Origin of the sequence: Pseudomonas marincola, assembly GCF_900116605.1 — a bacterium.
In the GTDB taxonomy this organism is placed as follows: domain Bacteria; phylum Pseudomonadota; class Gammaproteobacteria; order Pseudomonadales; family Pseudomonadaceae; genus Aquipseudomonas; species Aquipseudomonas marincola.
The window spans coordinates 16,020-38,568 of record NZ_FPBC01000020.1 but is presented as its reverse complement, the minus strand read 5'-3'; the positions used below and the strand labels follow the sequence as shown (position 1 = coordinate 38,568).

Here is a 22,549-nt window from a genome sequence, read left to right as displayed (position 1 = left end):
TGATGGCGTTACTCCACGGCATTGGGCTGGAAACTGCGGGTCTCATCGAAGCAGGCCTCCGCCAGTGCCGAGCGCGGCGCATTGCGACGCATGATCAAACCCAGTGGCGCAAGTGTGTGGGCATCTTCGATCGGCGTGAGTGTCAGGTGCTCGGTAAAGTCAGCGAGACCATTGCGCAGCGGCATGATGGCGCAACACAGGCCGGCACTCACCGCTTGCAGGAGCTGATGCACCGCATCGGTTTCCAGTTTCGGCTTGGGCAGTAAACCGCGTGAGCGGAAGTTGTGGTCAATCGACTGGCGAAAATGCATGCCGCTCGACAGCAGTCCGAGTGGCAGGTCGATCAGGTTTTCCCAGCTCAATTGCGCGTTGCTGAACGCAAAGTGACGGCTGTCGTGCAGCAAGCCCATGCGCGTGTCGGCAAGCTCCAGGCTGTCGTAGTGCTCGCGGTCCAGCCGGTCGAGATAAGACAAGCCCAGATCAATCTGGTTACGCCCGAGGCGTTCGAGAATCTGCTCGCTGCTAAGCGAGAACAACTGAAAATGCAGGCCCGGATGTTTTTTGCCGAAAAAGGCCACCAGGCTCATCGGATCGAAACCGGCCAACGGCACCATGCCCAGCCGCAGGGTGCCGACCAGTTGGCCACGGCAGGCGGCGGCTTCGGCGTACAGGCCATCGTGTGCAGCCATCAAGCTGCGCGCCCAAGCCAGAATCCGCTCGCCTTCTTCGCTGAAGCCTTCAAAACGCTGGCCACGGCGCACCAACTGTAAGCCCAGCTCTTGCTCAAGGTTGCGCAGGCGCATCGACAGCGTTGGCTGGCTGATGTGGCAGCGTGCCGCCGCCTGGCCAAAGTGTCGGGTTTCATCCAGAGCAATAAGGAATTTGAGTTGTTTGATGTCCATGCGCGGCTCCTCCGGGGCGCCCCGATTCTAGCCTGCATCGCGACCGAGCGGGGCCGCTGCTACTGGCGGGCTACAATAGCAAGAAGATATGCAGCAAAGTTTGACGAGTGGAGCCGCAGGCCGCCGTATACCGTCTAGTCTTTGAGTTCCGAGTAATTGCTACTCGGAATTTTCCCAAGGACATAGAGGAATCGCGATGAGTATTTTCAGTTTCGTGAAAGAGGCAGGCGTAAAACTCTGGGAGTCAGTGGTTGGCTCGGAAGCTCAAGCGGCTGAATCACTGCAAGCGCACGTCGCCAAGGTCGGTTTGGGCAATCCTGCCATTCAGCTGTCCGTCGAGGGCGAGAAGGTGACCGCCAGCGGCGAGGTCGCGACTCAGGAGGAGAAAGAGAAGATCCTGCTGGCGCTGGGAAACGTCGAAGGCGTTTCAGAAGTAGAAGACAACATCACCGTGGCCACGCCAGCGCCAGAAGCGCGTTTCGTTACCGTCAAGAAGGGTGACACGCTGAGCGCGATCGCCAAGGCCGAACTGGGCAATGCCAATGGCTACATGAAGATTTTCGAGGCTAACAAGCCGATGCTCAGCCATCCGGACAAGATTTATCCGGGGCAGGTGCTGCGTATTCCATCCGAGTAATCCGCAAGGCTCCGCGCTGGCTGATCGCCGCGCGGGGCAGTCGGCTGATGGTTAGCTGAGTTGCTGCTCGCGCCTGCCTCACAGGCCTGTGAGCAATTCCCGGTAATCGTCTACGGCGGCAAATTCTTCGGTGTCTTTCGGCCCCGCCTTGCTGTCGGGTTCGCGCACGGCCAGCAAGTGGCCGATGCCGTAGGTGCGGGCGCTGCGCAGCACGGCCAGGCTGTCATCAATAAACAGGCTGCGCGCCGGATCGAAGTTGACCTCGGCTTGCAGGGCAAACCAGAACTGCTGGTTCTCCTTGGCAAATCCATAGTCGTGAGAGCTGATCATGCGCTCGAAGTAGGGCGCCAGCTCAATGCGTTCCATTTTCAGCGACAACGAGTCGCGGTGGGCATTGGTGATCAGAATCACCCGCTTACCCGCACTGCGGATCGCCCCCAGAAAGGTGTCTGCGTCCGGGCGCAACGCAATCAGCTCGGCAACTTCACGCTTGAGGTCGGGGATCGACAAGCGCAATTCGCGGCTCCAGAAGTCGGTGCAGTACCAGTTGAGCTGGCCGGCGTGCTCGCGAAACAGCGGCATCAGCTCGGCATCGGCCAGCGCGCGGCTGATACCGTGATGCTCGGCGTAGCGTTGCGGCAGGTGTTCGAGCCAGAAGTGGTTATCGAAATGCAGGTCGAGCAGGGTGCCGTCCATGTCCAGCAGAACAGTGTCTATCGTGTCCCAGTTCAGGTGTGTCATGTTCAGCCTACGTAGCCTGTGTGGATTAAACCCGGATAGCTTAAAGGCATAAGCACCCGGCGCAAGACGACTTGCTGGCCCCTGTGGATAACTATGCGCCTGAGCGCTGCGGCAACTGTGGCTCGTGGACGATTTGCCCCAGTGGTAGCTCACACCGCTAAACTGCAGCGGGGAATCGTGCAAAGGCACGGTATGATAACCCGTCAGGTCACCCGAAGGAGTCGCACTCATGCCGCAGAAGCCCACCGTACTCGCCCGCGAGATTGTCGCCAGCAGCCGCTTGTTCAGGGTTGAAGAGTTGCAGCTGCGTTTCAGTAACGGCGTTGAGCGCACCTATGAACGCCTGGTCGGTAAAGGTTCGGGTTACGGCGCGGTCATGGTGGTGGCGATGATCGACAGCGAGCACGCCTTGCTGGTTGAGGAATATTGCGGCGGCACCGACGATTATCAGATGTCCTTGCCTAAAGGGTTGGTCGAGCCGGGTGAAGATGTTTTGGTGGCGGCCAATCGCGAGCTTAAGGAAGAAGCCGGTTTCGGGGCTAACAAGTTGGAGTTGCTCGCTGAGCTGAGCCTTTCGCCTGGCTATATGAGCCAGAAGATTCACGTGGTGCTGGCGCAGGATCTTTATGAGGAGCGTTTGCCGGGCGATGAGCCGGAGCCAATGCGGGTCGAGAAAACCAGCCTCAAGCAACTCTCGACGCTGATTGAAAACCCGCTGTTCAGCGAAGGCCGGGCATTGGCGGCGCTGTATCTGGCGCGCGATATTCTGACCCAGCGCGGGGAGTTCGGCGCATGAGCCACGCATTGATACCGGCGGTTGAGAAATTAGTGCGCGAGGCGGGAAAAGCCATTTTGCCGTTCTGGCGCGAGGACGTTGCCGTGACTGAAAAGGCCGACGCCTCGCCAGTGACTGCCGCAGACTTGGCCGCGCACCACGTGCTGATGGACGGGCTGAAAGCGCTGGACCCGGGCATTGCCGTGTTGTCTGAAGAAGATGCCGACATCGCCCTCAGCGAGCGCGCCAGTTGGCAGCGCTGGTGGCTGGTTGATCCGTTGGATGGCACCAAGGAGTTCATCAGCGGCAGCGACGAATTCACCGTTAACGTCGCGCTGATCGAAGAGGGGCGCGTGGTGTTTGGCGTGGTGGGTTTGCCGGTCAGCGGTCGCTGTTATTCCGGCGGTGCAGGTCTGGGCGCAAAGCTCACCGAGGCCGATGGTCGTGAGCGTCCGATTAATGTGCGTAATCAGCCCGTTGCAGCGTTTACCGTGGTTGCCAGTCGCCGTCACTCAAGCCCGGAGCAGGAACAATTGCTCGAAAGGTTGGCACAGCGCTTTGGTGATTTGGATTGCGTGAGCGTGGGCAGTTCGCTGAAATTTTGTCAGCTGGCCCAAGGCACAGCGGATTTCTATCCGCGGCTGGCGCCAACTTCGCAGTGGGACACAGCCGCCGCCCAAGGCGTACTCGAGGGCGCGGGCGGTGAAGTACTGCGCCTGAATGGCGAGGTGCTGCGCTATGAAGCGCGTGAGTCGCTGCTTAACCCTTCGTTTCTGGCGCTGCCTGCCGCCGCCCAGTGGCGCGATGAGCTGATCGCGCTGGCGCGCTCGCTGTAAAACGGCCGTTTTTCAACGGCCTTTTGGGCTTACTCGGCAACCAGTTCGGGTAATTGCTCAACCAACTTTTGATTGTTCAACGGTGCGCGGATAAAGCCGTGCTGGGTGCCGTCTGGGCCAATAATCACCAGATTACCACTGTGATCGACGGTGTAGTTGGGCTTGCTGGTGTCGGCAGGAATGAACGGGATGCTTACCGCGTTGGCGAGTTTCTGGATGACCGGCTCAGGCGCAGTCAGACCCATGAACTGCGGATCGAAGTAGTTCAGGTACTTTTTCAGCTGCTCCGGGGTATCGCGGTTCGGGTCGACGCTGATCATGACGATGCGCAACTTGTCACGCGTATCGGCAGGCAGCTGGCCGCGAATCTGACGCAGCTCGGCAAGCGTGGCCGGGCAGATATCCGGGCAGAAGGTGTAGCCAAAGAACAGCAGGCTCCACTGATCCTTGAGCTGGCTGACTTTAAACGGCTGGCCATTCTGGTCAGTCAGTTCAAGGTCGGGCAGGTTGCGGCTTTGCGGCAGCAGCACAATTCCCGCATCGAGCAGTTTGGTCGGATCAGCCTGCCCCTTGCTGTTGAGAACCTTGTTAACGGTGAGGCCCAGTACCAGAGCAACAATGGCGAAGAGCACAAAAACAGTTTTCTGAGTACGGGTCATAGCACCAATTTTCTATAGGTTGATCAGCAGATAGTGGTCGAGCAGCAGCGCGATAAACAGCAGGAACAAGTACCAGATACTGTACTTGAAAGTGTTGATCGCGGCATGCGGCCGGGAGTCACGGTACAACACCACAGCCCAGAATATAAAGCGCCCGCCCAAAACGACAGCGCAGGCCAGATACAGCAGGCCGCTCATGTGGATAACAAAAGGCAACAGCGTCACCGCGAACATGATGCAGGTGTACAGGATGATATGGATCTTGGTGTAGTGCTCGCCATGCGTGACCGGCAGCATCGGAATATTGGCCTTGGCGTATTCGGCCTTGCGGTGAATCGCCAGCGCCCAGAAATGCGGCGGCGTCCAGGCAAAGATAATCAACACCAGCAGCAACGGCTCGGCACCTACATGGCCGGTGACTGCCACCCAGCCGAGCAGCGGTGGGGCGGCGCCAGCAAGGCCGCCGATCACGATATTCTGCGGCGTGGCCCGCTTGAGAAAGCCGGTATAAAGAACCGCATAACCGAGCAGCGATGCCAGTGTCAGCCACGCTGCCAGTTCATTGGTGAAGGCCAGCAACACGCTCAAACCCGCCACCGAAAGCAGCAATGCAAAACTAATCGCCGCTGTCGGCGAGACCCGGCCTTCCGCCAGTGGACGTTTATGGGTGCGCGCCATGACCGAGTCGATTCGCCGGTCGACCACGTGATTCACCGCCGCCGCGCCGCCTGCGCACAAGCCGATGCCGAGGTTGCCGAAAATCAGCACCTGCCACGGCACGCCGGCGCGCGTGGCGAGAAACATGCCGACCAGCGAGGTGATCAGCATCAGCACGACCACCCGTGGCTTGGTCAGCTCCAGGTAGTCGCGCCAAGTGGCTCGGGCTGTGTGTTCGCGCAGTAGAGTAGCCATTGGGTCTCTCCTCGTCGTTATTGTTATTCCGTACGCAGCGACTTGATCGGCAGCGATGCCATGTGTTTTGCGGGTGAACTCGCTGGCAGTGCAACCGGGCGCAGCCGATAGTTGATCAGTACCAGACACAGCAACAGGCCCGCGCCGCAGGCGTTGTGCGCCACCGCCACGGCAAGTGGCAGGTGCAGCAGGACATTGCTGATGCCCAGACTGACCTGAGTCAGCAGAGCCAGAACCAGCAGTAACGAAAGCTTTGGCAAACCCTGCGCGCGCAATTGCCATGCAAGAGTCAGCAGGGTGAGCGTCACCAGCACGGCGCCGATGCGATGGGTCATGTGGATGGCGGTGCGGGCGTCGCTGTCGAGTTGGCCGCCCAGATAATTGGGGCCGATGTGCTGGGTCAGGTGAAAGCCGTTGGCAAAGTCCATGTTCGGCCACCATTGGCCGTGGCAGGTGGGCAGGTCGACGCAGGCCACCGCGGCGTAATTGCTGCTGACCCAGCCGCCCAGTGCTATCTGGCCGATTACCAGTGCCAATCCCAGCATTGCCAGACGCCGCGTGCGTTGGCTGATGTCCGGCAACACGGCAAATTTTCCCGAGAGACGCAGCGTCAGCAAAAACAACAGGGAAAGCGTCGAGAAACCGCCGAGCAAGTGTGCGGTTACCACTTGCGGCCACAACTTTAGCGTGACCGTCCACATACCAAATGCGGCTTGCACAATAACCAGCCCAAGCAAAAACACCGGCAGTTTCAGTGGCTGATCAGGCAGGTGCCGATTGCGCAGCGCATGGATCGCCAAGCCCAGAATGACCAGACCCAGACTGCCGGCAAAGTAGCGGTGAATCATCTCGGCCCAACCCTTGGCGACCTCAACCGGTGCAGCAGGGAAACGTGTTTCGGCCAACGCTTGCTTGTGCTCGCTCATCGGCACGCCGATAAAGCCATAGCAGCCAGGCCAGTCTGGGCAACCTAGGCCAGCATGGCTGAGGCGTGTGTAGGCGCCGAGCATCACGACAAGCAATGCCAGAAGGGTGGCGAGCAGGGCAATTCGATAAGCCGGTTTGGTCATGGTTATCGCCTTACTGTTGAGCGCGAGGGTGCCTCTTGTCAGGTATTCAGCGTTGCCTTTAACCGATGCGTGAAATCTTCAGCAGCAGAATCAGGTCTTTCAAAATCGCCTTGCCGCTGGTGCCGTTGGCGTAACGCAGCACCAGATTGCCGTGTGGGTCGACGATCCACAGTTGCGGCGCATCGAGCTTGCCGGCCGTTTTGCTGACAGTGGCGGCATAGGCTTGCGGCTCGAGGGTGTAGCGCGACAGCTGCGGGAATTCGCGCTTGAGCAGCGCGTCGTAGTCGGTCTGCAACGGCTGGGACAGCGCAATGGCGTGAGTGGCGCGGGTGGCTTCGCGGTTCAGGCCGATATTGATCTGCCGGGCCAGATACACCAGTTGCTTGCAATCGGTATTGCAACTGTCGGGCGCGGTGACCAGCAACTGCCAGCGCTTGTCCTGATCGCCGACAACGCCCAGATCGGCAACGCCGGTTCCGGTGCCCAGCAGTTCACCGTGATAATTGCGCGCATCGGGCACCCAGAAGCGCCACTGATACATGGCCGTGGCCAGAATCATCGGGCCAATCACAATGGTCAGAATCAGGATTAGCTGCAAACGGCCGCGCCAGCGACGTTGCGGCGACACTTCAGGCAAGGTGATTGCTGGGTTCATGGCGAGTCTCCCGCGCATTGTGCAAACCAAGGTAAATAAACAAGCCGAGCAGCGCCGCCGACATGGCAAACCACTGCACGGCATAACCGGTATGGGTGTCAGGCGACATGGCGACTACTGGCCAGCCTGTGTGCAGAGCACCGGCGCCACTTTCGAAGCGCATTTCGTAGGCGTAGCCATCGCGCTGCAGGCGCTGCCAAACGTCTGTTGGGGTGACTTTGCTGATTAACTGCGGCCAGCCTGTGCCAGCCTCGCTGCTGGCCAGATTGAGCCCGCCACCGAGCGGCACATAGACTTCGGCGATAACACTTTGCGGGCCTTGCGGCGTGTCCAGCGTCGGCTGCACGCGACGATCCGGCCACGCCAGCCAACCGCGATTGAGCAGTACCCAAAGGCCGCTGGCCTGATCGAAAAAGGGTTGCAGCACTTCGAGGCCAACATGCCCGTCTCGAATGCTGTTATCCAGATACAGGCTGTGTTGCGCGTCGAAACGGCCGACCAGCTTCACCCGGGTGTAAGCCGGTTTTGCCAGCGTTTGCGCTTGCAGCAGGCTGATGGGCGCGGCCATTTCCTGCAGGGTATTGGCCGCTATGATTTCGCGTTTTTCCTGCGCGCGCTGGAGCTGCCAGAAGCCCAGCCCGATGAGTACCGGCAACAGCAGCAAGACCACGCACGTAGGCAGCCAGCCAGGGCGAAAGCGGCTCATGGCGCGCTCCCGGCTGGCTGTTGCTGGCGGACTATACTGAAGCTGCATTGCATCATTTCCCCTTATCACTTCACTGCTCACCAAGGAGTCCATGAATGCTCAAAGCCGCGATCGTTTTGCTGTTACTGGCCACACTGGTCAGTCTGTTCAGCGGCCTGTTCTTTCTGGTCAAGGACGAGGGCCGCACCTCACGGGTGGTTAACGCGCTTACTGTTCGGGTCTCTCTGGCGGTTCTGACTGTGGCACTGATTGCCTGGGGTTTTTACACGGGCCAACTGGCCTCGCATGTCACGTGGTAAAGCGGGCCGCAAGCAGCCCGCCGGCAGACTCACAGCACGTAGACGAATACGAACAGGCCGATCCACACCACATCCACAAAGTGCCAATACCAACTGGCGGCCTCGAAGCCGAAGTGCTGGTCGGCATTGAAGTGTCCTTTGAGGATGCGGATAAACATGATCGACAGCATCAGCACACCCAGCGTTACGTGCGCCCCGTGAAATCCGGTGAGCATGAAGAATGTCGCGCCGTAGATGCCTGAGCCGAGTGTCAGGCCCAATTCGTTATAGGCGTGGATGTATTCCTCGGCCTGAAAGCCGAGAAACGCCAGGCCCAGAATGATGGTGAGCGCCAGCCAGACCTTTAACGGCGTGCGATGGTTTTTGCGCATGGCATGGTGCGCCAGCGTCAGGGTAACGCTGGAAGACACCAGCAAAATGGTGTTCAGCAGCGGCAAACCCCAAGGGCTGATGATGCCTTCCGGCGCCGGGTATTTTTGCGGGTCTGGCGTATTCAGCAGTGGCCAGGAAAATTCAAAACCGGGCCAGAGCATGTTGGCAACGCCTTTGTCGCCTTCGCCGCCCAGCCACGGCCCGGCGAAATGCCGGACATAGAACAGGGCGCCAAAGAAGGCAGCAAAGAACATCACCTCGGAGAAGATGAACCAGCTCATGCCCCAGCGGAACGAGCGGTCCATTTGCGGGCTGTACAAGCCGCCCCGGCTCTCTTTGATAACTGCGCCGAACCAGCCGAACAGCATGTAGGCCAGCACCAACCCGCCGCAGAAGAAAATCAGCGGGCCGTGGGACGATTCATGCCCAGCCTTCATGTCGTTGAACCACGTGCCGACCCCGAAAACGGTGACGAACATGCCGACAGTGGCGATTATTGGCCATTTGCTTTGAGCGGGAACGTAATACGGGTCATGAGTTTTTGCCCCGGCCATCTTTGTTCTCCTTATTGGCTCACCTGTGCGACAGGTGGTTTACGCGCAGTCACATCAAACAGGGTGTAGGACAGCGTCAGGTGACGCACATCCTTGGGCATGTCGCGATCAACAATGAAACGCACTGGCATCTCGACTCTTTCGCCGGGTTGCAGCACTTGTTGGCTAAAGCAAAAACACTCGGTCTTGTGAAAGTAAGCGGCAGCCTCGGAGGGCGCGATACTGGGAATCGCCTGCGCCGTCATGGGCTTGTCGGTCGGGTTGTGGGCGACAAACAGCATCTGGTTGACGCCGCCGGGATTGACCGTGATTTCGTCACCTTCCGGATAGAAATCCCAGCTCATGTCGGCATTGTTGGTGGCCAGAAACTGCACCCGCACTTCGCGGCTGTCATCAATTACCTGTGTGCCTTCGTAGGCCGTGCCATCGGGTTTGCCATTGATGCCGAACGCTTTGCACATCACGTCGTAAATCGGCACCAGGGCAAAACCGAAGGCGAACATCAGCACCACCACAACGACCAGGCGTTTGATCAGGCGTGAGATGTCTGTCGAGGTCGACATGGCTACTTCACTTCAGGCGGAGTGGAGAAGGTGTGGTACGGCGCCGGTGAAGGCACAGTCCACTCTAGGCCATCGGCACCGTCCCACGGTTTTGCCGGTGCTGGCTTGCCGCCACGGATGCACTTGATGACGATGAACAGGAACAGCAGCTGCGTGGCCCCGAACGCGAATGCGCCAATGCTGGATATCATGTTGAAGTTGGCGAACATCATGTTGTAGTCGGGAATACGCCGCGGCATGCCTGCCAGCCCGACAAAGTGCATCGGGAAGAACGCCATGTTCATGCCGATGAAACTCATCCAGAAATGCAGCTTGGCGAGGGTTTCGTCGTACATGTGCCCGGTCCACTTTGGCAGCCAGTAATACGCCGAAGCGAAGATGCCGAAGATGGCGCCTGGCACCAGTACATAGTGGAAGTGCGCAACCACAAAGTAGGTGTCGTGATACTGGAAGTCTGCCGGCGCGATGGCCAGCATCAGCCCGGAAAACCCGCCGATAGTGAACAGAATCACGAAGGCCACCGAGAACAGCATCGGCGCCTCGAAGGTCATCGAACCCTGCCACATGGTGCTGGCCCAGTTGAACACCTTCACCCCGGTAGGCACGGCAATAAGCATGGTCGCGTACATAAAGAACAGCTCGCCGGTGAGCGGAATGCCCACGGTGAACATGTGGTGCGCCCAGACCAGAAACGACAGCAGGGCAATCGAGGCGGTCGCGTAAACCATCGAGGTGTAGCCGAACAGCGGTTTACGGGCGAAGGTCGGGATGATCGAGCTGACTGCGCCGAAGGCAGGCAGGATCATGATGTACACCTCGGGGTGGCCGAAGAACCAGAACACATGCTGGAACAGCACCGGATCACCACCGCCGGCCGCACTGAAGAAGCTGGTGCCGAAGTGGATGTCCATCAGCATCATGGTTACCACACCCGCCAAGACCGGCATCACGGCGATCAGCAGGAAGGCGGTAATCAGCCAGGTCCAGACGAACAGCGGCATTTTCATCAGCGTCATGCCGGGGGCGCGCAGGTTGAGGATGGTGGCGATCACGTTGATCGCGCCCATGATCGAGCTGAAGCCCATCAGGTGAATGGCGAAAATGAAAAAGGTCACGCTGGCGGGTGCGTAAGTGGTCGAGAGCGGGGCGTAGAACGTCCAGCCGAAGTTTGGTCCGCCGCCTTCCATGAACAAGGTGCTCACCAGCAACGTGAACGCTGCTGGCAGCAACCAAAAGCTGAAGTTGTTCATGCGCGGCAGGGCCATGTCCGGCGCGCCGACCATCAACGGAATCATCCAGTTGGCCAGGCCGACAAACGCGGGCATTACCGCACCGAACACCATCACCAGGCCGTGCATGGTGGTCATCTGGTTGAAGAATTCCGGCTGGACAATCTGCAAGCCCGGCTGGAACAGTTCGGCGCGGATAACCATGGCAAAGCTGCCGCCGAGAAGGAACATGGCGAAGCTGAACCACAGATACATGGTGCCGATGTCTTTGTGGTTGGTGGTCAATACCCAACGCATCAGCCCCTTGGCCGGGCCGTGGTGATGGTCATGTCCGGCATGACCGTGATCGATCACTGCACTCATGTCCCTTACTCCTTAGCCTTTTTGAAATCGAGGATGTCTTTAGGCGTAACCATGTCGCCCACTTTGTTACCCCAGGCATTGCGCTCGTAAGTGATGATTGCAGCGATATCGACTTCCGACAGTTGCTTGCCGAACGCGGCCATTGCAGTGCCAGGACGGCCCTCGACCACGGTGTGGATATGCTCCTCGGCCGGGCCGGTTGCGACTGATGAGCCTTTCAGCGCCGGGAACATTGGCGGTAAACCTTCGCCGTTGGCCTGGTGGCATGAGGCGCAGTTGGTGGCATAGGCTTTTTCGCCGCGGGCGCTGAGTTCTTCAAGCGTCCACTCCTTGCTGGTCAGTTCCTTCTCGGCCAGCGCTTCTTCCTTACGCTTGGCCAGCCAGGCTTCGAAGTCCGGCTTGGATTTGACCTCGACCACAATCGGCATGAAGCCGTGGTCCTTGCCGCACAGCTCGGCGCATTGGCCGCGATAGGTGCCGGGCGTGTCCATGCGTGTCCAAGATTCGTTGATGAAGCCGGGGATGGCGTCTTTCTTCACCGCCATCGCCGGCACCCACCACGCATGTATGACGTCTGCTGACGTGATCAAAAAGCGCACTTTGGCGTCCACCGGAATCACCAGCGGGTTATCGACCTCGCGCAGGTAATTCTCGCCTTTGGCTTCCTGATTATTGATTTGGGCTTGCGGCGTGGTCAGGTTGCTGAAGAACTCAACATCCTGGCCCAGATATTTGTAGTGCCATTTCCACTGATAACCCGTGACCTGGATGTCGAGATCCGACTCCGAGCTGTCATAGATATTGATCAGGGTCTTGGTTGCAGGCACCGCCATGACTACCAGAATCAGCAGGGGCACGACCGTCCAGAGAATCTCGACAGTGGTGCTTTCATGGAAGTGTGCAGGCTCCTGGCCGGTGGAGCGACGATGGATAATCATCGACCAGATCATGGCACCAAAGACCACGACGCCGATGACGACGCAGATCCAGAAAATGGTCATGTGCAGGTCGAATACCGAGCGGCTGACTTCGGTCGCGCCAGGGGTCATGTTGGTGGTCCAACTGGCCTGAGCGGTGCCGAAAACCAACCACAGCAGGATACCCATCCAAACGTGTGGATGTCGCGACATTGCGGGTTCCCCTTATGGTTCTTGTTATCCCGCCGGCGAAGCCTGCGGCTAAGGGATCGACTGCCAAGGAACTGGCGACAACTGTCGAAACCTATCCGTGCCTAAAGCCCGTCCGGTTCCATCAGATACTGCCTTTCGAATTCGAGTATAGACGCCACTTGTCGGCCCGCAATGCCAAACCGAAAAACTCCGTGGCGTTGTCGAGCGTGTCTTAGAGGCAGTGCGGGTCTGGGGCGAGAAAGTTTTTTTGTGCACCGGGATATAGCGCTGTCGCATAAGCGTTAATAAATTATGACAATCAAATCTTAGCGCTGGAGATTCTCCAGCTAATGTAGTCGTTCATGTCCTGGTTATGGAGTAGTCATGAATATTGCCGCTTTGCGCACGCTGATTCAGCGCGCCCAGCAACAGGAGGCGCAACAGCCGCGTCTCGCCGATCAATTGTCTGCCAGCATTGATGCCCTGCATCCGGCTATCCGGCTTACCGGAGCCGATACCGCAGGTGTGCTTGGCCGGTTTGTGCACGCTTACATCGAGCAGGTGCCCGACATGCTCGACGCAGCCAATCAGGTGGCGCGTGAAGCGGGTATCGAGTTGCAGATCAAACCTGTACTGAAAGTTGCCGAAGAGTTCTTTCTGCACCCGCCACCAGTCATGGCCGGGCATGAGGGGCTCGATTGCCTGCTGGATGAGGCTTATCTGGCGCACAGGTTGGTGGAGGAAGTTAACGACCGCTATATCGCCCACCTTGGCCAGCCGCTGATTCCGCTGGATACCACGGTGGCCAATCTGATTGCTCATCAACTGATTGGCGAGACGTTTGCCAACCAGCTGGATGAGGCAGTGCAGCAGGCGCTGGACGGTTTGCTCGACAGCGAAACCTTTGATCAGGCCTCGGTGCATGCTTACCGTGAGCGCCTCAACGACCCGACGGTCGAGGCTGCCTGGAAGCGCTGGCCATGCTTGTCGCGCCAGCTCGGGGTTGAGCTGGAGCTACAGCAGGCGGATATTCAATCAGCTGTCTGAAGACTGCGAATTGAGATAACGCGCGCGGGGTGTGGCCATCGGCAGAGGACCGTCACCGATCTTCTTAAAGTGGCCGCTCTCCGCGTCGTAGCCGCGAATGTCGCCGGTTTCAATGTCGTACATCCAGCCATGAATGAACAACTGCCCGCTGGCCAGTCGCGCGGCGACCGACGGATGCGTGCGCAGATGGTCGAGCTGAGCGATGACGTTCTCTTCGGTCAGCGTGCCCAATGTGCTGTGATCCGCGCAGCCGCAGTTTTCCGCTACTACGGTTTTGGCCACCTCGGCATGGCGCAGCCAGGCCTTGACGGTCGGCATGCGTTCGAGGGTTTGCGGGTCGAGAACTGCTTTCATCGCGCCGCAGTCGGAGTGGCCGCAGATGATGATGTGGTGAACGCCCAGCGCCATTACCGCGTATTCGATGGCGGTCGAAACGCCGCCCATCATCTGGCCGTAAGGCGGCACAACGTTACCGACGTTACGGGTGACGAACAGGTCGCCCGGATCGCTCTGAGTAATCAGTTCGGGAACAATGCGCGAGTCAGCGCATGTGATAAACATCGCGTGCGGGGTTTGCTGGTGCGCGAGTTTCTTGAACAGTGCTTGTTGCTCAGGGAATACATTCTCACGAAAGCGCTGAACGCCATCAGTGATGTGCTGCAGCGCAACTTCGGCGCTTGCGGCGTGCTGAGCATTAGACGGATTAAATTTACCCATGCTGCAAACCTCTATCAACCTGCTGAAATCGGCGGGCGCCAGTACAGCGTGCTACTGGCAAGCCCAGTTAAGACTGGACACATTACAAGGAGTTCGGGTCACAGTTGCGTGTAATAAACTCCAAGTTTATTACCGTTCTGGCCTGTTCGGCAAAGCGCAGGACTACAGCAGCGACAGCTGACCGCCGGGCGGACAGAACGCCGAGCAATCGAGATTGAAACGCTCGCGCTGGGCCAGACCATTGCGTTTGAGCGCCACCTTGAAGCGTTGCGAGAGCAGCTCGGCAAATGCGCCTTCGCCGCTGAAACGCTTGCCAAAGCGACTGTCGTAAAGCTCGCCGCCACAGCTTTGGCGCACCAGACTCAAGACATGCTCGGCGCGCTGCGGATAATGCGCGTGCAGCCACTCCTCGAACAGTGGCGCCACTTCACGCGGCAAGCGCAAAAACATGTAAGACGCACTTTGCGCGCCCGCTTTTGCCGCCGCCTCGACCAGATGCTCAAGCTCCATGTCGTTGATCATCGGGATCATGGGTGAACACAACACGCCCACCGGAATACGATTTTCGCGCAGCACCCGAATCGCCCGTAGCCTTGCGGATGGCGAAGCGGCGCGCGGCTCCAGGATACGCTTAAGCTCATCGTCCAGCGTGGTCAGGCTGATCATCACCGCCACCAAACGCTGCTTGGCCAGCTCGGTGAGCAGGTCGAGGTCGCGCAAGATCAGCGAGCCCTTGGTGATGATGGTCAGCGGATGACGATAATTGAGCAGCACTTCAAGGGTGCGCCGGGTCAATTGTTGCTGGCGCTCGATAGGCTGATACGGGTCGGTATTAGAGCCAAGGTTGATCGGCGCGCACACATAACCGGGCTTGCTCAACTGCTGTTCAAGCATGGCCGGGGCATTGTGTTTGGCGATGAGCCGGGTCTCGAAATCGATGCCGGGTGACAGATCCCAGTACGCATGGCTGGGCCTTGCGTAGCAGTAAATGCAGCCGTGCTCACAGCCACGGTAAGGATTGATCGAGCGATCAAACGGTAAGTCGGGCGACTGATTGCGGGTGATGATCGACTTGGCTGTTTCGAGGCGCACTTCGGTCGCCTGTGTGGGCGGCACTTCTTGAAACCAGCCGTCATCACTGGCGATTATCTGCGTCGGTGCGTAGCGGTTGGCAGGGTTGCTGGCAGTGCCGCGCCCGCGGGGTGGCAGGGGAGCGTTCATAAAATAGCCTCGAATTTTACTGGCTAAATATACAGTATAAAATCGAGGCCTTTACAACTGTTTGTCGGTTTAACCTTTCGCCAGCAGATGCGCCCATCGCTTAGCCCGGATCAGATAGACGCGGGTGTACGAGCACACCGGCACCACCTTGTAGCCAAGCTTCTCGATAGCTTCCAGGCAGTGTTCCATCAGGATCGCGCCCAAACCCTCGCCACGACGATTGGCGGGGACTTCGGTGTGCGTCAGGTACAGGGTTTGGCCCTCTTTGCGATAAATCAGCTGGCCGCTGGCGCCGTCGCCAAAGTCGACCTCGAAGCGCTGATGCGCCGGATTGTGGCTGACCGTGATCCGGCTTGGCGATGGTTCGGCCGGTGTGCTGTCGAGTGCGGCGCTGATGGTTGCGGCGAGATTTTCCGGACGATAGTTGTTGGCGACAACCACGCCATTGCGGTCAATCACGATAAACCACGGCGTGCCGCCAGTGCGGTAGTCACTCATGATGGTGGGGCGCGGTAATCCGTCGTCCTGACCGAAGGGCAGGTCGAGCTGATATAGCTCGGCGTTTTCCGCGCGTTTCTCGGGGCCGTTTTCGCGGTGCCCTTCAAACACGCTCTGCACCACGGCAAACACCACAGGTTGGTCTTTGAACTCAGTAATCAGGCTCTGCAGCGTCGGGAAACCGTGGCTGTGGCAGCCCGGGCACCATGCTTGGAAACAGTAGATAACACGCACTTTGCCGGCATGCTCGCTGAGCCGGAAAGGCGCTATGGGCTGGCCGTGTCGATCCACCCAATCGGTTATTCGCAGTTCGGGAGCCGGTTGTCCCTTGATTCCAAATTGCATGGCAAACCTCCTTGTGGTTCTGCGCTGCACCCAGCCAGACAACCGCAGAACCAGGCGACTGGCAAGGCGATTTTCAGCCTGCCAGCCGAGTGGTTATCGGTTGCATAACGGATGCATGAAGATTGCGTTCAGCTTGAGCAAACGCGCCTGCTCTGGCTCCACTCTAACGATGGGCGTCGACCTGTGGTGTCAGCCTTTGGAGCCGGTTGGCTGGTCGGTTGCAGTGATGTTGATGCCTTCGGGGCGCTGCGCATAACGCTGGGCGATGACCGCGCAGACCATCAATTGAATTTGGTGGAACAGCATCAGCGGCAGAATCAGCAGGCCGATGGTGCTGCTGGCAAATAGCACCTGAGCCATGGGCACGCCGGTGGCGAGGCTCTTTTTCGAGCCGCAGAAAAGAATGGTAATGCGGTCTTCAATATTGAAACCCAGCCACTTGCCCAGCAGGTGTGTCGCCAGCAGCGCCAACGCCAGCAGAATGCAGCAAGCCACCACCAGACCGATAAGTGTTTGCAGCGGCACTTGATGCCATAGCCCTTCGATAACTGCGGCGCTGAAAGCGGTGTAGACCACCAGCAGAATCGAGCTTTGATCGACGAATTTCAGCCAATTCTTGTTGCGGCCGACCCACTCGCCAATCCAGCGACGGGCAATCTGACCGGCGACAAAGGGCACGAGTAATTGCAGGGTGATCTTGCCAATCGCATCGAGCGTAGAACCGGCTTCACCGTGCACATTCAACAGCAGTGCGACCAGAATCGGCGTCAGGAAAATGCCAAACAAGCTGGAGGCCGCCGCGCTGCAAATAGCCGCCGGAATGTTGCCGCGCGCCAGTGAGGTGAAGGCGATAGCCGACTGCACGGTGGCGGGCAGGGCGCAGAGATAGAGCATGCCCAGATACAACTCATCGCCGACCATCGGCGACAGCAAGGGTTTCAGCGCCAGCCCCAGCAATGGGAACAGGATGAAGGTGCAGGCGAACACCAGCAAATGCAGACGCCAGTGGCCGGCACCGGCAATGATCGCCTGGCGTGAGAGCTTGGCGCCGTGCAGGAAAAACAGCAGGCCGATGGCAAGGTTGGTGATCCAACCGAAGGCCACCGCCGTTTGGCCGCTGGCGGGAAACAGGCTGGCGATGGCGACCACTGCAACCAGTGCGCAGGTGAAGTTATCGGGCAGGAAACGCTTGAGTGACATGTTCAAATCTCGTACTTGCAGGCAGGTTGAGACAGACACTACTCTGTTGACAAATTTCCGGCTAACGCCAAAGAGCCAGCGAATGTCGCCAAACAGACAAAACAGCACCGTGCATCGCTCGCTCCCCGAGTTGCAAGCCTTGCCGCGCCCGCTTTATGGCCGCGTCGAGTCGTTGCCGAACCGGGCACTGACATTTCGCCACAGTCATCCGTGGGTGCAATTGTCTTATGCGATTGCGGGGGTGCTGGAAGTGCAAACCGACAACGCCCGCTATGTCGCCCCGCCGCAGCGTGCCGTTTGGGTGCCGGCCGGGCTGGTGCATCAGGTGTCTAGTTCTTCGCGCACCGAAATGCGCAGCCTTTATATCGACTGCTCGGTGACTGGCTGGGCGGCGGATAGCTGTCGGGTGCTGGCGGTGAGCCCGTTATTGCGCGAACTGATCAGCGCATTCAGCGAACTGCCGGCGGAATACGACGAGGCCGGCGAGGGCGGACGGCTTGCGCAAGTTTTGCTGGATCAATTGCGGGTGGCACGGGAAGTCGATCTGGTGCTGCCAATGCCGCACGATTCACGGCTGCAACAGTTGTGTCTGAGCCTGCAGGATAATCCTGAGCAGCACGCCACACTGGCCGACTGGAGTCAGCTTCTCGGCGTCTCGGAGCGCACCCTGAGCCGTTTGTTTGTGCAGGACACCGGCCTTACGTTTCGTGCATGGCGCCAGCGTTTACGCCTGCTGGGCGCATTGACGCCACTGGAGCAGGGCGCGCGCGTAACTGATGTGGCATTGGCCTGTGGTTACGATTCGATTTCGGCTTTTATCGCCGCATTTCGCCAGCATTTCGGTGCAACGCCAGGCGAGTTCTTTCGCTAGCGTCCGCCACGATTGCGACTGTTATGAGCGCTTTACCTGTTGCTCAGCAAGATTTTGCTCTGGCGGCAAGGCAAGCAACAGTTGCCCTTTCGCGGCGAGTTCGCGCACCCGCCACCAGAGGAAAAAGTCGGTGGCAAAGAAGCCGTCGCACTCGGCCATTACGCATGCCATGACACGCGTTAAAGGCAGCCACTGTGCTTGGGCAAAGTGCAGCAAACGCTGGTCTGTCGCGGTGTAATCTTCGCCGCTGAACTGGCCGTGCTGCCAGCGTCTGACCCCGGATGAGTCCGCGAGTACAGCGCGCCACTGCGCAGCAAGTTGCTGTTGGCGATCGGCCGCAATGCGCTTCGGCTGATACAGCGCGACCAGCTCCTGTGGCGGGCGCATCGAAACGGCTTTGCGCGTGGCCACCCGGCTATCACTGCTGCCACAGGCCACCTCGAAAAGCGTAGCTTGAGAGTGTTCCAACGCCGCAGCAACGCGGGCCAGAAGCAGTTGCTCTGAACAGCTGTCGCCATGCCAGACGGTCACAGCTTGCGTTTGCTGGTTCAGCGCAGCCAGCCACTGGGCATCTTCGCTTAAAGTGCTGCAAAAATCGGGTTGCGGTTGCACGCTTTGCGGCCACACCTGCTGCCAGAAAGCTGCCCGCGCAGCACAAGGTGCTGTGTCTACATCGTGCAGCGGGCCAACGGCCAAATCGTCGCGCATAACCCGCAGCGTTTTGGCCGATTGCTCATCAAGCAGGGGCTTGATGCTTTCTGCCGCCAAATCGCCACAGGTTAAATGCCACATTACTCGGCAGGCTTTTTCAGTTTCGGGTTGGGGAAGAACTGAACTGTCTGGCCTTTCGGCTGCGCCGGTTTGGCCGCGGCCTTATTGACCCGGGTGCCGAGTTCTTTCGGCACCGACTGGCCTTGTGCGTTGAGCGTGTCGATGTAACCGCAGCTCACGCACTCGCGATGCGGCACGCCGTCCTCGTCCCACATTTTTACCGTGTCCTGCGCGCTACACGCCGGGCATACAGCACCGGCGATAAAGCGCTTGGGCGTCACCTGACGGGGTGCGTCGCTCATGCTGCCTCCTGAGTAAGGCCCAGATGGCGCAGCAGTGCGTCGATGCTTGGCTCGCGGCCACGGAAGTCAACGAACAGCACCATCGGCTCCTGCGAGCCACCGCGTGCCAGAATCGCTTCACGGAACGCCCGACCGGTTTCACTGTTGAACACGCCTTCTTCCTCGAAGCGCGAGAAGGCATCGGCAGACAACACTTCAGCCCACTTGTAGCTGTAGTAACCCGCTGCGTAGCCGCCGGCGAAGATGTGCGCAAAGCTGTTGGGGAAGCGGTTGTAGTGGGGCGGACGCAGCACTGAAACTTCATCGCGGATGCTTTCCAGCACCTGCATCACACTGCGGCCATCGCCATGGGTGGCATGCAGTTCGAAGTCGAACAGCGAGAACTCCAGCTGACGCACCATCATCAGGCCGGACTGGAAGTTCTTCGCCGCCAGCATCTTGTCGAGCAAGTCTTCAGGCAAGGCTTCGCCCGAGTCGTAACGGGCCGAAATCAGCGCCAGACCTTCCGGCTCCCAGCACCAGTTCTCCATGAACTGGCTTGGCAATTCGACCGCATCCCACGCCACGCCGTTGATGCCTGAGGCACCGGCGTGCTCAACGCGGGTGAGCAGGTGATGCAGGCCGTGACCGAATTCGTGGAACAGCGTGGTGACTTCATCGTGGGTCAGCAGCGCAGGCTTGCCGCCCACCGCCGGGGTGAAGTTGCACACCAGATTCGCCACCGGGCTGATCAGCGTGCCATCGGCGGCGCGACGCTTGTCACGCGCACCATCCATCCAGGCACCGCCGCGCTTGTTGGCGCGGGCGTAAAGGTCGAAGAAGAAGCGTCCGACCGGCTGGCCGTTCTCGCTGATCTCGAACAGGCGTACATCTGCATGCCAGCTGTCGAAGCCGCTCAGCTCCTTGATCTGGATGCCGTAAAGCTTCTCGACAATGGCAAACAGGCCGCTGAGCACTTTGTCGACCGGGAAGTAGGCGCGCAGGGTTTCTTGCGAGATGCTGTAACGCTGTTCGCGCAGCTTTTCGCCGTAGTAGCCAACATCCCAGCTCTGCAGATCGTTACAGCCCTGCTCGGCAGCAAAGGCTTGCAGTTCAGCCAGGTCCTGAGCGGCAAACGGCTTGCTGCGCACGGCCAGATCACGCAGGAAGTTGAGCACCTGCTCGTTGCTCTCGGCCATCTTGCTGGCAAGGCTCAGCTCGGAGAAGTTGGCGTAGCCGAGCAGCTTGGCCAGTTCCTGACGCAGCTCGAGAATCTCGGCCATGACCGGCGTATTGTCGTTCTGGCCAGCGTTCGGGCCCTGGTCCGAGGCGCGGGTACAGTAGGCGGCGTAAATCTCTTCACGCAGGGCGCGGTCATCGGCGTAGGTGATCACCGCGAAGTAGCTTGGGAATTCCAGCGTTACCAGCCAGCCTTCAAGGCCTTTGGCCTGTGCGGCCTGAGCCATCTGCATTTTTGCCGACTCGGTGAGGCCGGCAAGATCAGCCTCGTCGGTGATGTGTTTGCTCCAGGCCTGTGTGGCGTCCAGCAGCTGGTTGGAGAAACGGCTGGCCAACTCCGAGAGTTTCATCTGGATGGCGCCGTAACGCTGCTGCTGGGCTTCTGGCAGGTCGATACCCGACAAGCGGAAATCACGCAGGGCGTGTTGCAAAATAGTGTTCTGGGCAACGTCGTAGCCGGCTGCTTCCGGGCTGTTGGCGAGCGCTTGATAAGCCTTGAACAGCGTCTGGTTCTGGCCGGTTTCGGTCCAGTATTCCGACAGCTTCGGCAAGCACGCCTCATAAGCGCCACGCAGTTCGGCGTTATTGCACACCGCATTCAAATGGCTCACCGGGCTCCATGCACGACCCAGGCGCTCATTCATCTCATCAAGTGGCAACACCAGCCCTGCCCACGTCGGCGCGCTCGCCTGTTCGTCAAGCAACTTGGCCATCGCGGCGCGGTTGTCAGCAAGAATGGCATCAATCGCCGGCTCTACGTGCTCAGGGCGAATGGCTGAATAAGGCGGCAGATCGAAGTTCTGGAGTAGCGGATTGCTAGCGGTCACAGGCAGGCACCTTGCGTTCAGAGAATGGCTTGGCTGAGCCGGGGATTGTCGAGCGCGAAAAGCGCGAACTTATCCACAGCAGTTCAGCCGTAATAACAGGTTAATTGGGTCGCGATGGCGAATTAACAACCCACATGGCAGCCATAATAATTAGAATTCAGACGAATCGCAGCCAAGAGGAAACTATCGTGTCCATTCGTTCTTTTCAGCAATTCACTCCGCAACTTGGCGAGCGGGTGTTCGTTGACCCGACTTCTGTGGTGTTGGGCGACGTCGAGATCGGTGACGACAGCTCGGTCTGGCCGCTGGTGGTCATTCGCGGCGACATGCACAGCATTCGTATTGGTCAGCGCAGCAGTATTCAGGATGGCAGCGTGCTGCACATCACCCACGCCGGGCCGTTCAATCCGGCCGGTTACCCGCTGAATATTGGCGACGATGTCACGGTGGGCCACAAGGTCACGCTGCACGGTTGCAGCATTGGCAACCGGATTCTGATCGGCATGGGCAGCATCGTCATGGACGGTGCGGTGATCGAGGATGAAGTCGTGCTCGGCGCCGGCAGTCTGGTGCCGCCCGGCAAGCGCCTGCAAAGTGGTTATCTGTACGTGGGTAGCCCGGCCAAACAAGCCCGCGCGCTTACCGAAAAGGAACTCAGCTACTTCCGCTACACCGCCGACAATTACGTGCGCCTGAAAGACCAACACCTGATGGAAGGCTACTCGCACTGATACGTATCCGGCCCGCATTGCGGGCCGGGCACATGGTTTTACTGCGCCGGTTTAGCGGCGGGTTTGCGCAGAGGATTATCCGGCAGTTGTTCGGCCAGCAGCGCCGGTCGCCGGGTTTCGGCCTTGGCACCATACTCGCTACTCAAGTAGTCGAGAATCACCGTCTCGGTTTTCGGGTCAAAGGGCCAAAGCCCTTGTTTGTCCTGCATCCAGCGAATCAGTGAGAGCCAATGTTGGCGGCTGCCACTGTTCTGCGTAACCAGTTTGGCCGAGTGACACGCCGTGCAGTTATTGCGCACGGTTTCCCAGCCCTCAGCGATGATCAGGCCGCTTGCCGGATCGGTTTCGGCTGCATGAACGGGTGCCGATAACAACCCGAGCATGACCAGGCCTAAGGTAATTGAGTGGGCCATGGGTTC

26 protein-coding genes are annotated in these 22,549 nt (G+C 59.1%); 7 read left to right on the top strand and 19 right to left on the bottom strand.

The genetic code is table 11. The features are described 5' to 3' along the window. Nucleotides 1-8 precede the first annotated feature (8 nt). On the bottom strand, nt 9-902 hold the full coding sequence (locus tag BM395_RS21755; protein WP_090515645.1) for a LysR family transcriptional regulator: 894 nt from the start codon (nt 900-902) through the stop codon (nt 9-11). Nucleotides 903-1,098: 196 nt separating this feature from the next. On the opposite strand from BM395_RS21755, the gene lysM reads away from it, so the two are divergent. Then, nucleotides 1,099-1,539 carry a peptidoglycan-binding protein LysM gene (gene lysM, locus BM395_RS21750; protein ID WP_090515643.1) on the top strand — a complete coding sequence of 147 codons (441 nt, stop codon included), beginning with the start codon at nt 1,099-1,101 and terminating at the stop codon, nt 1,537-1,539. 78 nt (nt 1,540-1,617) lie between these two features. On the opposite strand, the gene yrfG is transcribed toward lysM, so the two are convergent. After that, nucleotides 1,618-2,280 carry a GMP/IMP nucleotidase gene (gene yrfG / locus BM395_RS21745; RefSeq protein WP_090515640.1) on the bottom strand — a complete coding sequence of 221 codons (663 nt, stop codon included), beginning with the start codon at nt 2,278-2,280 and terminating at the stop codon, nt 1,618-1,620. Between the two features lie 229 nt (nt 2,281-2,509). Between yrfG and nudE the strand changes: the two genes are divergently transcribed. Beyond that, the gene (gene nudE, locus BM395_RS21740; RefSeq protein WP_090515639.1) at nt 2,510-3,076 is read left to right on the top strand and encodes an ADP compounds hydrolase NudE; all 567 of its coding nucleotides are present in this window, start codon (nt 2,510-2,512) and stop codon (nt 3,074-3,076) included. Continuing rightward, nucleotides 3,073-3,891: a 3'(2'),5'-bisphosphate nucleotidase CysQ gene (gene cysQ / locus BM395_RS21735; RefSeq protein WP_090515636.1), complete on the top strand. Its 819-nt coding sequence runs from the start codon at nt 3,073-3,075 to the stop codon at nt 3,889-3,891. Before nudE ends, cysQ begins: the two co-directional genes overlap by 4 nt. 29 nt (nt 3,892-3,920) lie before the next feature. Here cysQ and BM395_RS21730 read toward each other — a convergent pair whose 3' ends face one another. From BM395_RS21730 to BM395_RS21710, 5 genes are read right to left on the bottom strand one after another with little or no spacing between them, the layout of a single operon-like run. Next, entirely contained in the window at nt 3,921-4,550 is a 630-nt protein-coding gene (locus tag BM395_RS21730; RefSeq protein ID WP_090515634.1) for an SCO family protein, read from the bottom strand. Nucleotides 4,551-4,562: 12 nt separating this feature from the next. Continuing rightward, nucleotides 4,563-5,462 (bottom strand): heme o synthase, encoded by a 900-nt coding sequence (gene cyoE, locus BM395_RS21725; protein WP_090515632.1) that lies wholly within the window; start codon nt 5,460-5,462, stop codon nt 4,563-4,565. Nucleotides 5,463-5,485: 23 nt separating this feature from the next. After that, nucleotides 5,486-6,532 carry a COX15/CtaA family protein gene (locus BM395_RS21720; protein ID WP_069902355.1) on the bottom strand — a complete coding sequence of 349 codons (1,047 nt, stop codon included), beginning with the start codon at nt 6,530-6,532 and terminating at the stop codon, nt 5,486-5,488. A 58-nt stretch (nt 6,533-6,590) separates the two neighbouring features. Beyond that, nucleotides 6,591-7,187 carry a hypothetical protein gene (locus tag BM395_RS21715; protein WP_090515630.1) on the bottom strand — a complete coding sequence of 199 codons (597 nt, stop codon included), beginning with the start codon at nt 7,185-7,187 and terminating at the stop codon, nt 6,591-6,593. Then, nucleotides 7,162-7,893, bottom strand: coding sequence for an SURF1 family protein (locus BM395_RS21710; protein ID WP_090515628.1), 732 nt, complete (start codon nt 7,891-7,893; stop codon nt 7,162-7,164). The genes BM395_RS21715 and BM395_RS21710 overlap by 26 nt, the downstream gene beginning before the upstream one ends. Nucleotides 7,894-7,988: 95 nt before the next feature. Here BM395_RS21710 and BM395_RS21705 point away from each other — a divergent pair, with 95 nt between their 5' ends. Then, the gene (locus tag BM395_RS21705) at nt 7,989-8,192 is read left to right on the top strand and encodes a twin transmembrane helix small protein (RefSeq protein WP_069902358.1); all 204 of its coding nucleotides are present in this window, start codon (nt 7,989-7,991) and stop codon (nt 8,190-8,192) included. Between the two features lie 29 nt (nt 8,193-8,221). On the opposite strand, the gene BM395_RS21700 is transcribed toward BM395_RS21705, so the two are convergent. The 4 genes from BM395_RS21700 to coxB are packed head-to-tail and all read right to left on the bottom strand — an operon-like array spanning nt 8,222 to nt 12,403. Further along, nucleotides 8,222-9,118 carry a cytochrome c oxidase subunit 3 gene (locus BM395_RS21700; protein WP_069902359.1) on the bottom strand — a complete coding sequence of 299 codons (897 nt, stop codon included), beginning with the start codon at nt 9,116-9,118 and terminating at the stop codon, nt 8,222-8,224. A gap of 11 nt (nt 9,119-9,129) precedes the next feature. Continuing rightward, nucleotides 9,130-9,681 carry a cytochrome c oxidase assembly protein gene (locus BM395_RS21695; RefSeq protein WP_069902360.1) on the bottom strand — a complete coding sequence of 184 codons (552 nt, stop codon included), beginning with the start codon at nt 9,679-9,681 and terminating at the stop codon, nt 9,130-9,132. 2 nt (nt 9,682-9,683) lie between these two features. Continuing rightward, nucleotides 9,684-11,273: a cytochrome c oxidase subunit I gene (ctaD, locus tag BM395_RS21690; protein ID WP_090515625.1), complete on the bottom strand. Its 1,590-nt coding sequence runs from the start codon at nt 11,271-11,273 to the stop codon at nt 9,684-9,686. Nucleotides 11,274-11,278: 5 nt separating this feature from the next. Continuing rightward, entirely contained in the window at nt 11,279-12,403 is a 1,125-nt protein-coding gene (coxB, locus tag BM395_RS21685) for a cytochrome c oxidase subunit II (RefSeq protein WP_075723414.1), read from the bottom strand. A 363-nt stretch (nt 12,404-12,766) separates the two neighbouring features. Between coxB and BM395_RS21680 the strand changes: the two genes are divergently transcribed. Further along, nucleotides 12,767-13,429, top strand: a complete 663-nt coding sequence (locus tag BM395_RS21680) for a hypothetical protein (RefSeq protein ID WP_069902363.1) — start codon at nt 12,767-12,769, stop codon at nt 13,427-13,429. Here the strand turns inward: BM395_RS21680 and BM395_RS21675 are convergent. The 4 genes from BM395_RS21675 to BM395_RS21655 all read right to left on the bottom strand — a co-directional run bounded on the left by BM395_RS21675 (nt 13,418) and on the right by BM395_RS21655 (nt 17,410). Then, the gene (locus BM395_RS21675) at nt 13,418-14,146 is read right to left on the bottom strand and encodes a carbonic anhydrase (RefSeq protein WP_090515623.1); all 729 of its coding nucleotides are present in this window, start codon (nt 14,144-14,146) and stop codon (nt 13,418-13,420) included. The two genes, BM395_RS21680 and BM395_RS21675, sit on opposite strands and share 12 nt — an antisense overlap. Before the next feature lie 162 nt (nt 14,147-14,308). Further along, entirely contained in the window at nt 14,309-15,367 is a 1,059-nt protein-coding gene (locus tag BM395_RS21665) for a PA0069 family radical SAM protein (RefSeq protein ID WP_090515616.1), read from the bottom strand. 69 nt (nt 15,368-15,436) lie between these two features. Then, nucleotides 15,437-16,210 carry an N-acetyltransferase gene (locus BM395_RS21660; RefSeq protein ID WP_090515614.1) on the bottom strand — a complete coding sequence of 258 codons (774 nt, stop codon included), beginning with the start codon at nt 16,208-16,210 and terminating at the stop codon, nt 15,437-15,439. Nucleotides 16,211-16,399: 189 nt separating this feature from the next. Next, nucleotides 16,400-17,410: a bile acid:sodium symporter family protein gene (locus BM395_RS21655; RefSeq protein ID WP_069902368.1), complete on the bottom strand. Its 1,011-nt coding sequence runs from the start codon at nt 17,408-17,410 to the stop codon at nt 16,400-16,402. A gap of 82 nt (nt 17,411-17,492) precedes the next feature. Here BM395_RS21655 and BM395_RS21650 point away from each other — a divergent pair, with 82 nt between their 5' ends. Beyond that, the gene (locus BM395_RS21650; protein WP_090515612.1) at nt 17,493-18,281 is read left to right on the top strand and encodes an AraC family transcriptional regulator; all 789 of its coding nucleotides are present in this window, start codon (nt 17,493-17,495) and stop codon (nt 18,279-18,281) included. 21 nt (nt 18,282-18,302) lie between these two features. Here the strand turns inward: BM395_RS21650 and BM395_RS21645 are convergent, their stop codons facing one another. The 3 genes from BM395_RS21645 to prlC are packed head-to-tail and all read right to left on the bottom strand — an operon-like array spanning nt 18,303 to nt 21,399. Next, complete coding sequence (locus BM395_RS21645; RefSeq protein WP_090515610.1) at nt 18,303-19,073, bottom strand: DUF1835 domain-containing protein; 771 nt, start codon at nt 19,071-19,073, stop codon at nt 18,303-18,305. Then, nucleotides 19,073-19,354, bottom strand: a complete 282-nt coding sequence (locus BM395_RS21640; RefSeq protein WP_090515608.1) for a YheV family putative zinc ribbon protein — start codon at nt 19,352-19,354, stop codon at nt 19,073-19,075. Before BM395_RS21640 ends, BM395_RS21645 begins: the two co-directional genes overlap by 1 nt. Next, nucleotides 19,351-21,399, bottom strand: coding sequence for an oligopeptidase A (gene prlC / locus BM395_RS21635; protein WP_090515606.1), 2,049 nt, complete (start codon nt 21,397-21,399; stop codon nt 19,351-19,353). The genes BM395_RS21640 and prlC overlap by 4 nt, the downstream gene beginning before the upstream one ends. Before the next feature lie 188 nt (nt 21,400-21,587). Between prlC and BM395_RS21630 the strand changes: the two genes are divergently transcribed. Then, nucleotides 21,588-22,130, top strand: a complete 543-nt coding sequence (locus tag BM395_RS21630) for a gamma carbonic anhydrase family protein (protein ID WP_090515604.1) — start codon at nt 21,588-21,590, stop codon at nt 22,128-22,130. A gap of 38 nt (nt 22,131-22,168) precedes the next feature. Here the strand turns inward: BM395_RS21630 and BM395_RS21625 are convergent, their stop codons facing one another. Further along, nucleotides 22,169-22,543, bottom strand: coding sequence for a hypothetical protein (locus tag BM395_RS21625; protein ID WP_069902374.1), 375 nt, complete (start codon nt 22,541-22,543; stop codon nt 22,169-22,171). Nucleotides 22,544-22,549: the final 6 nt, after the last annotated feature.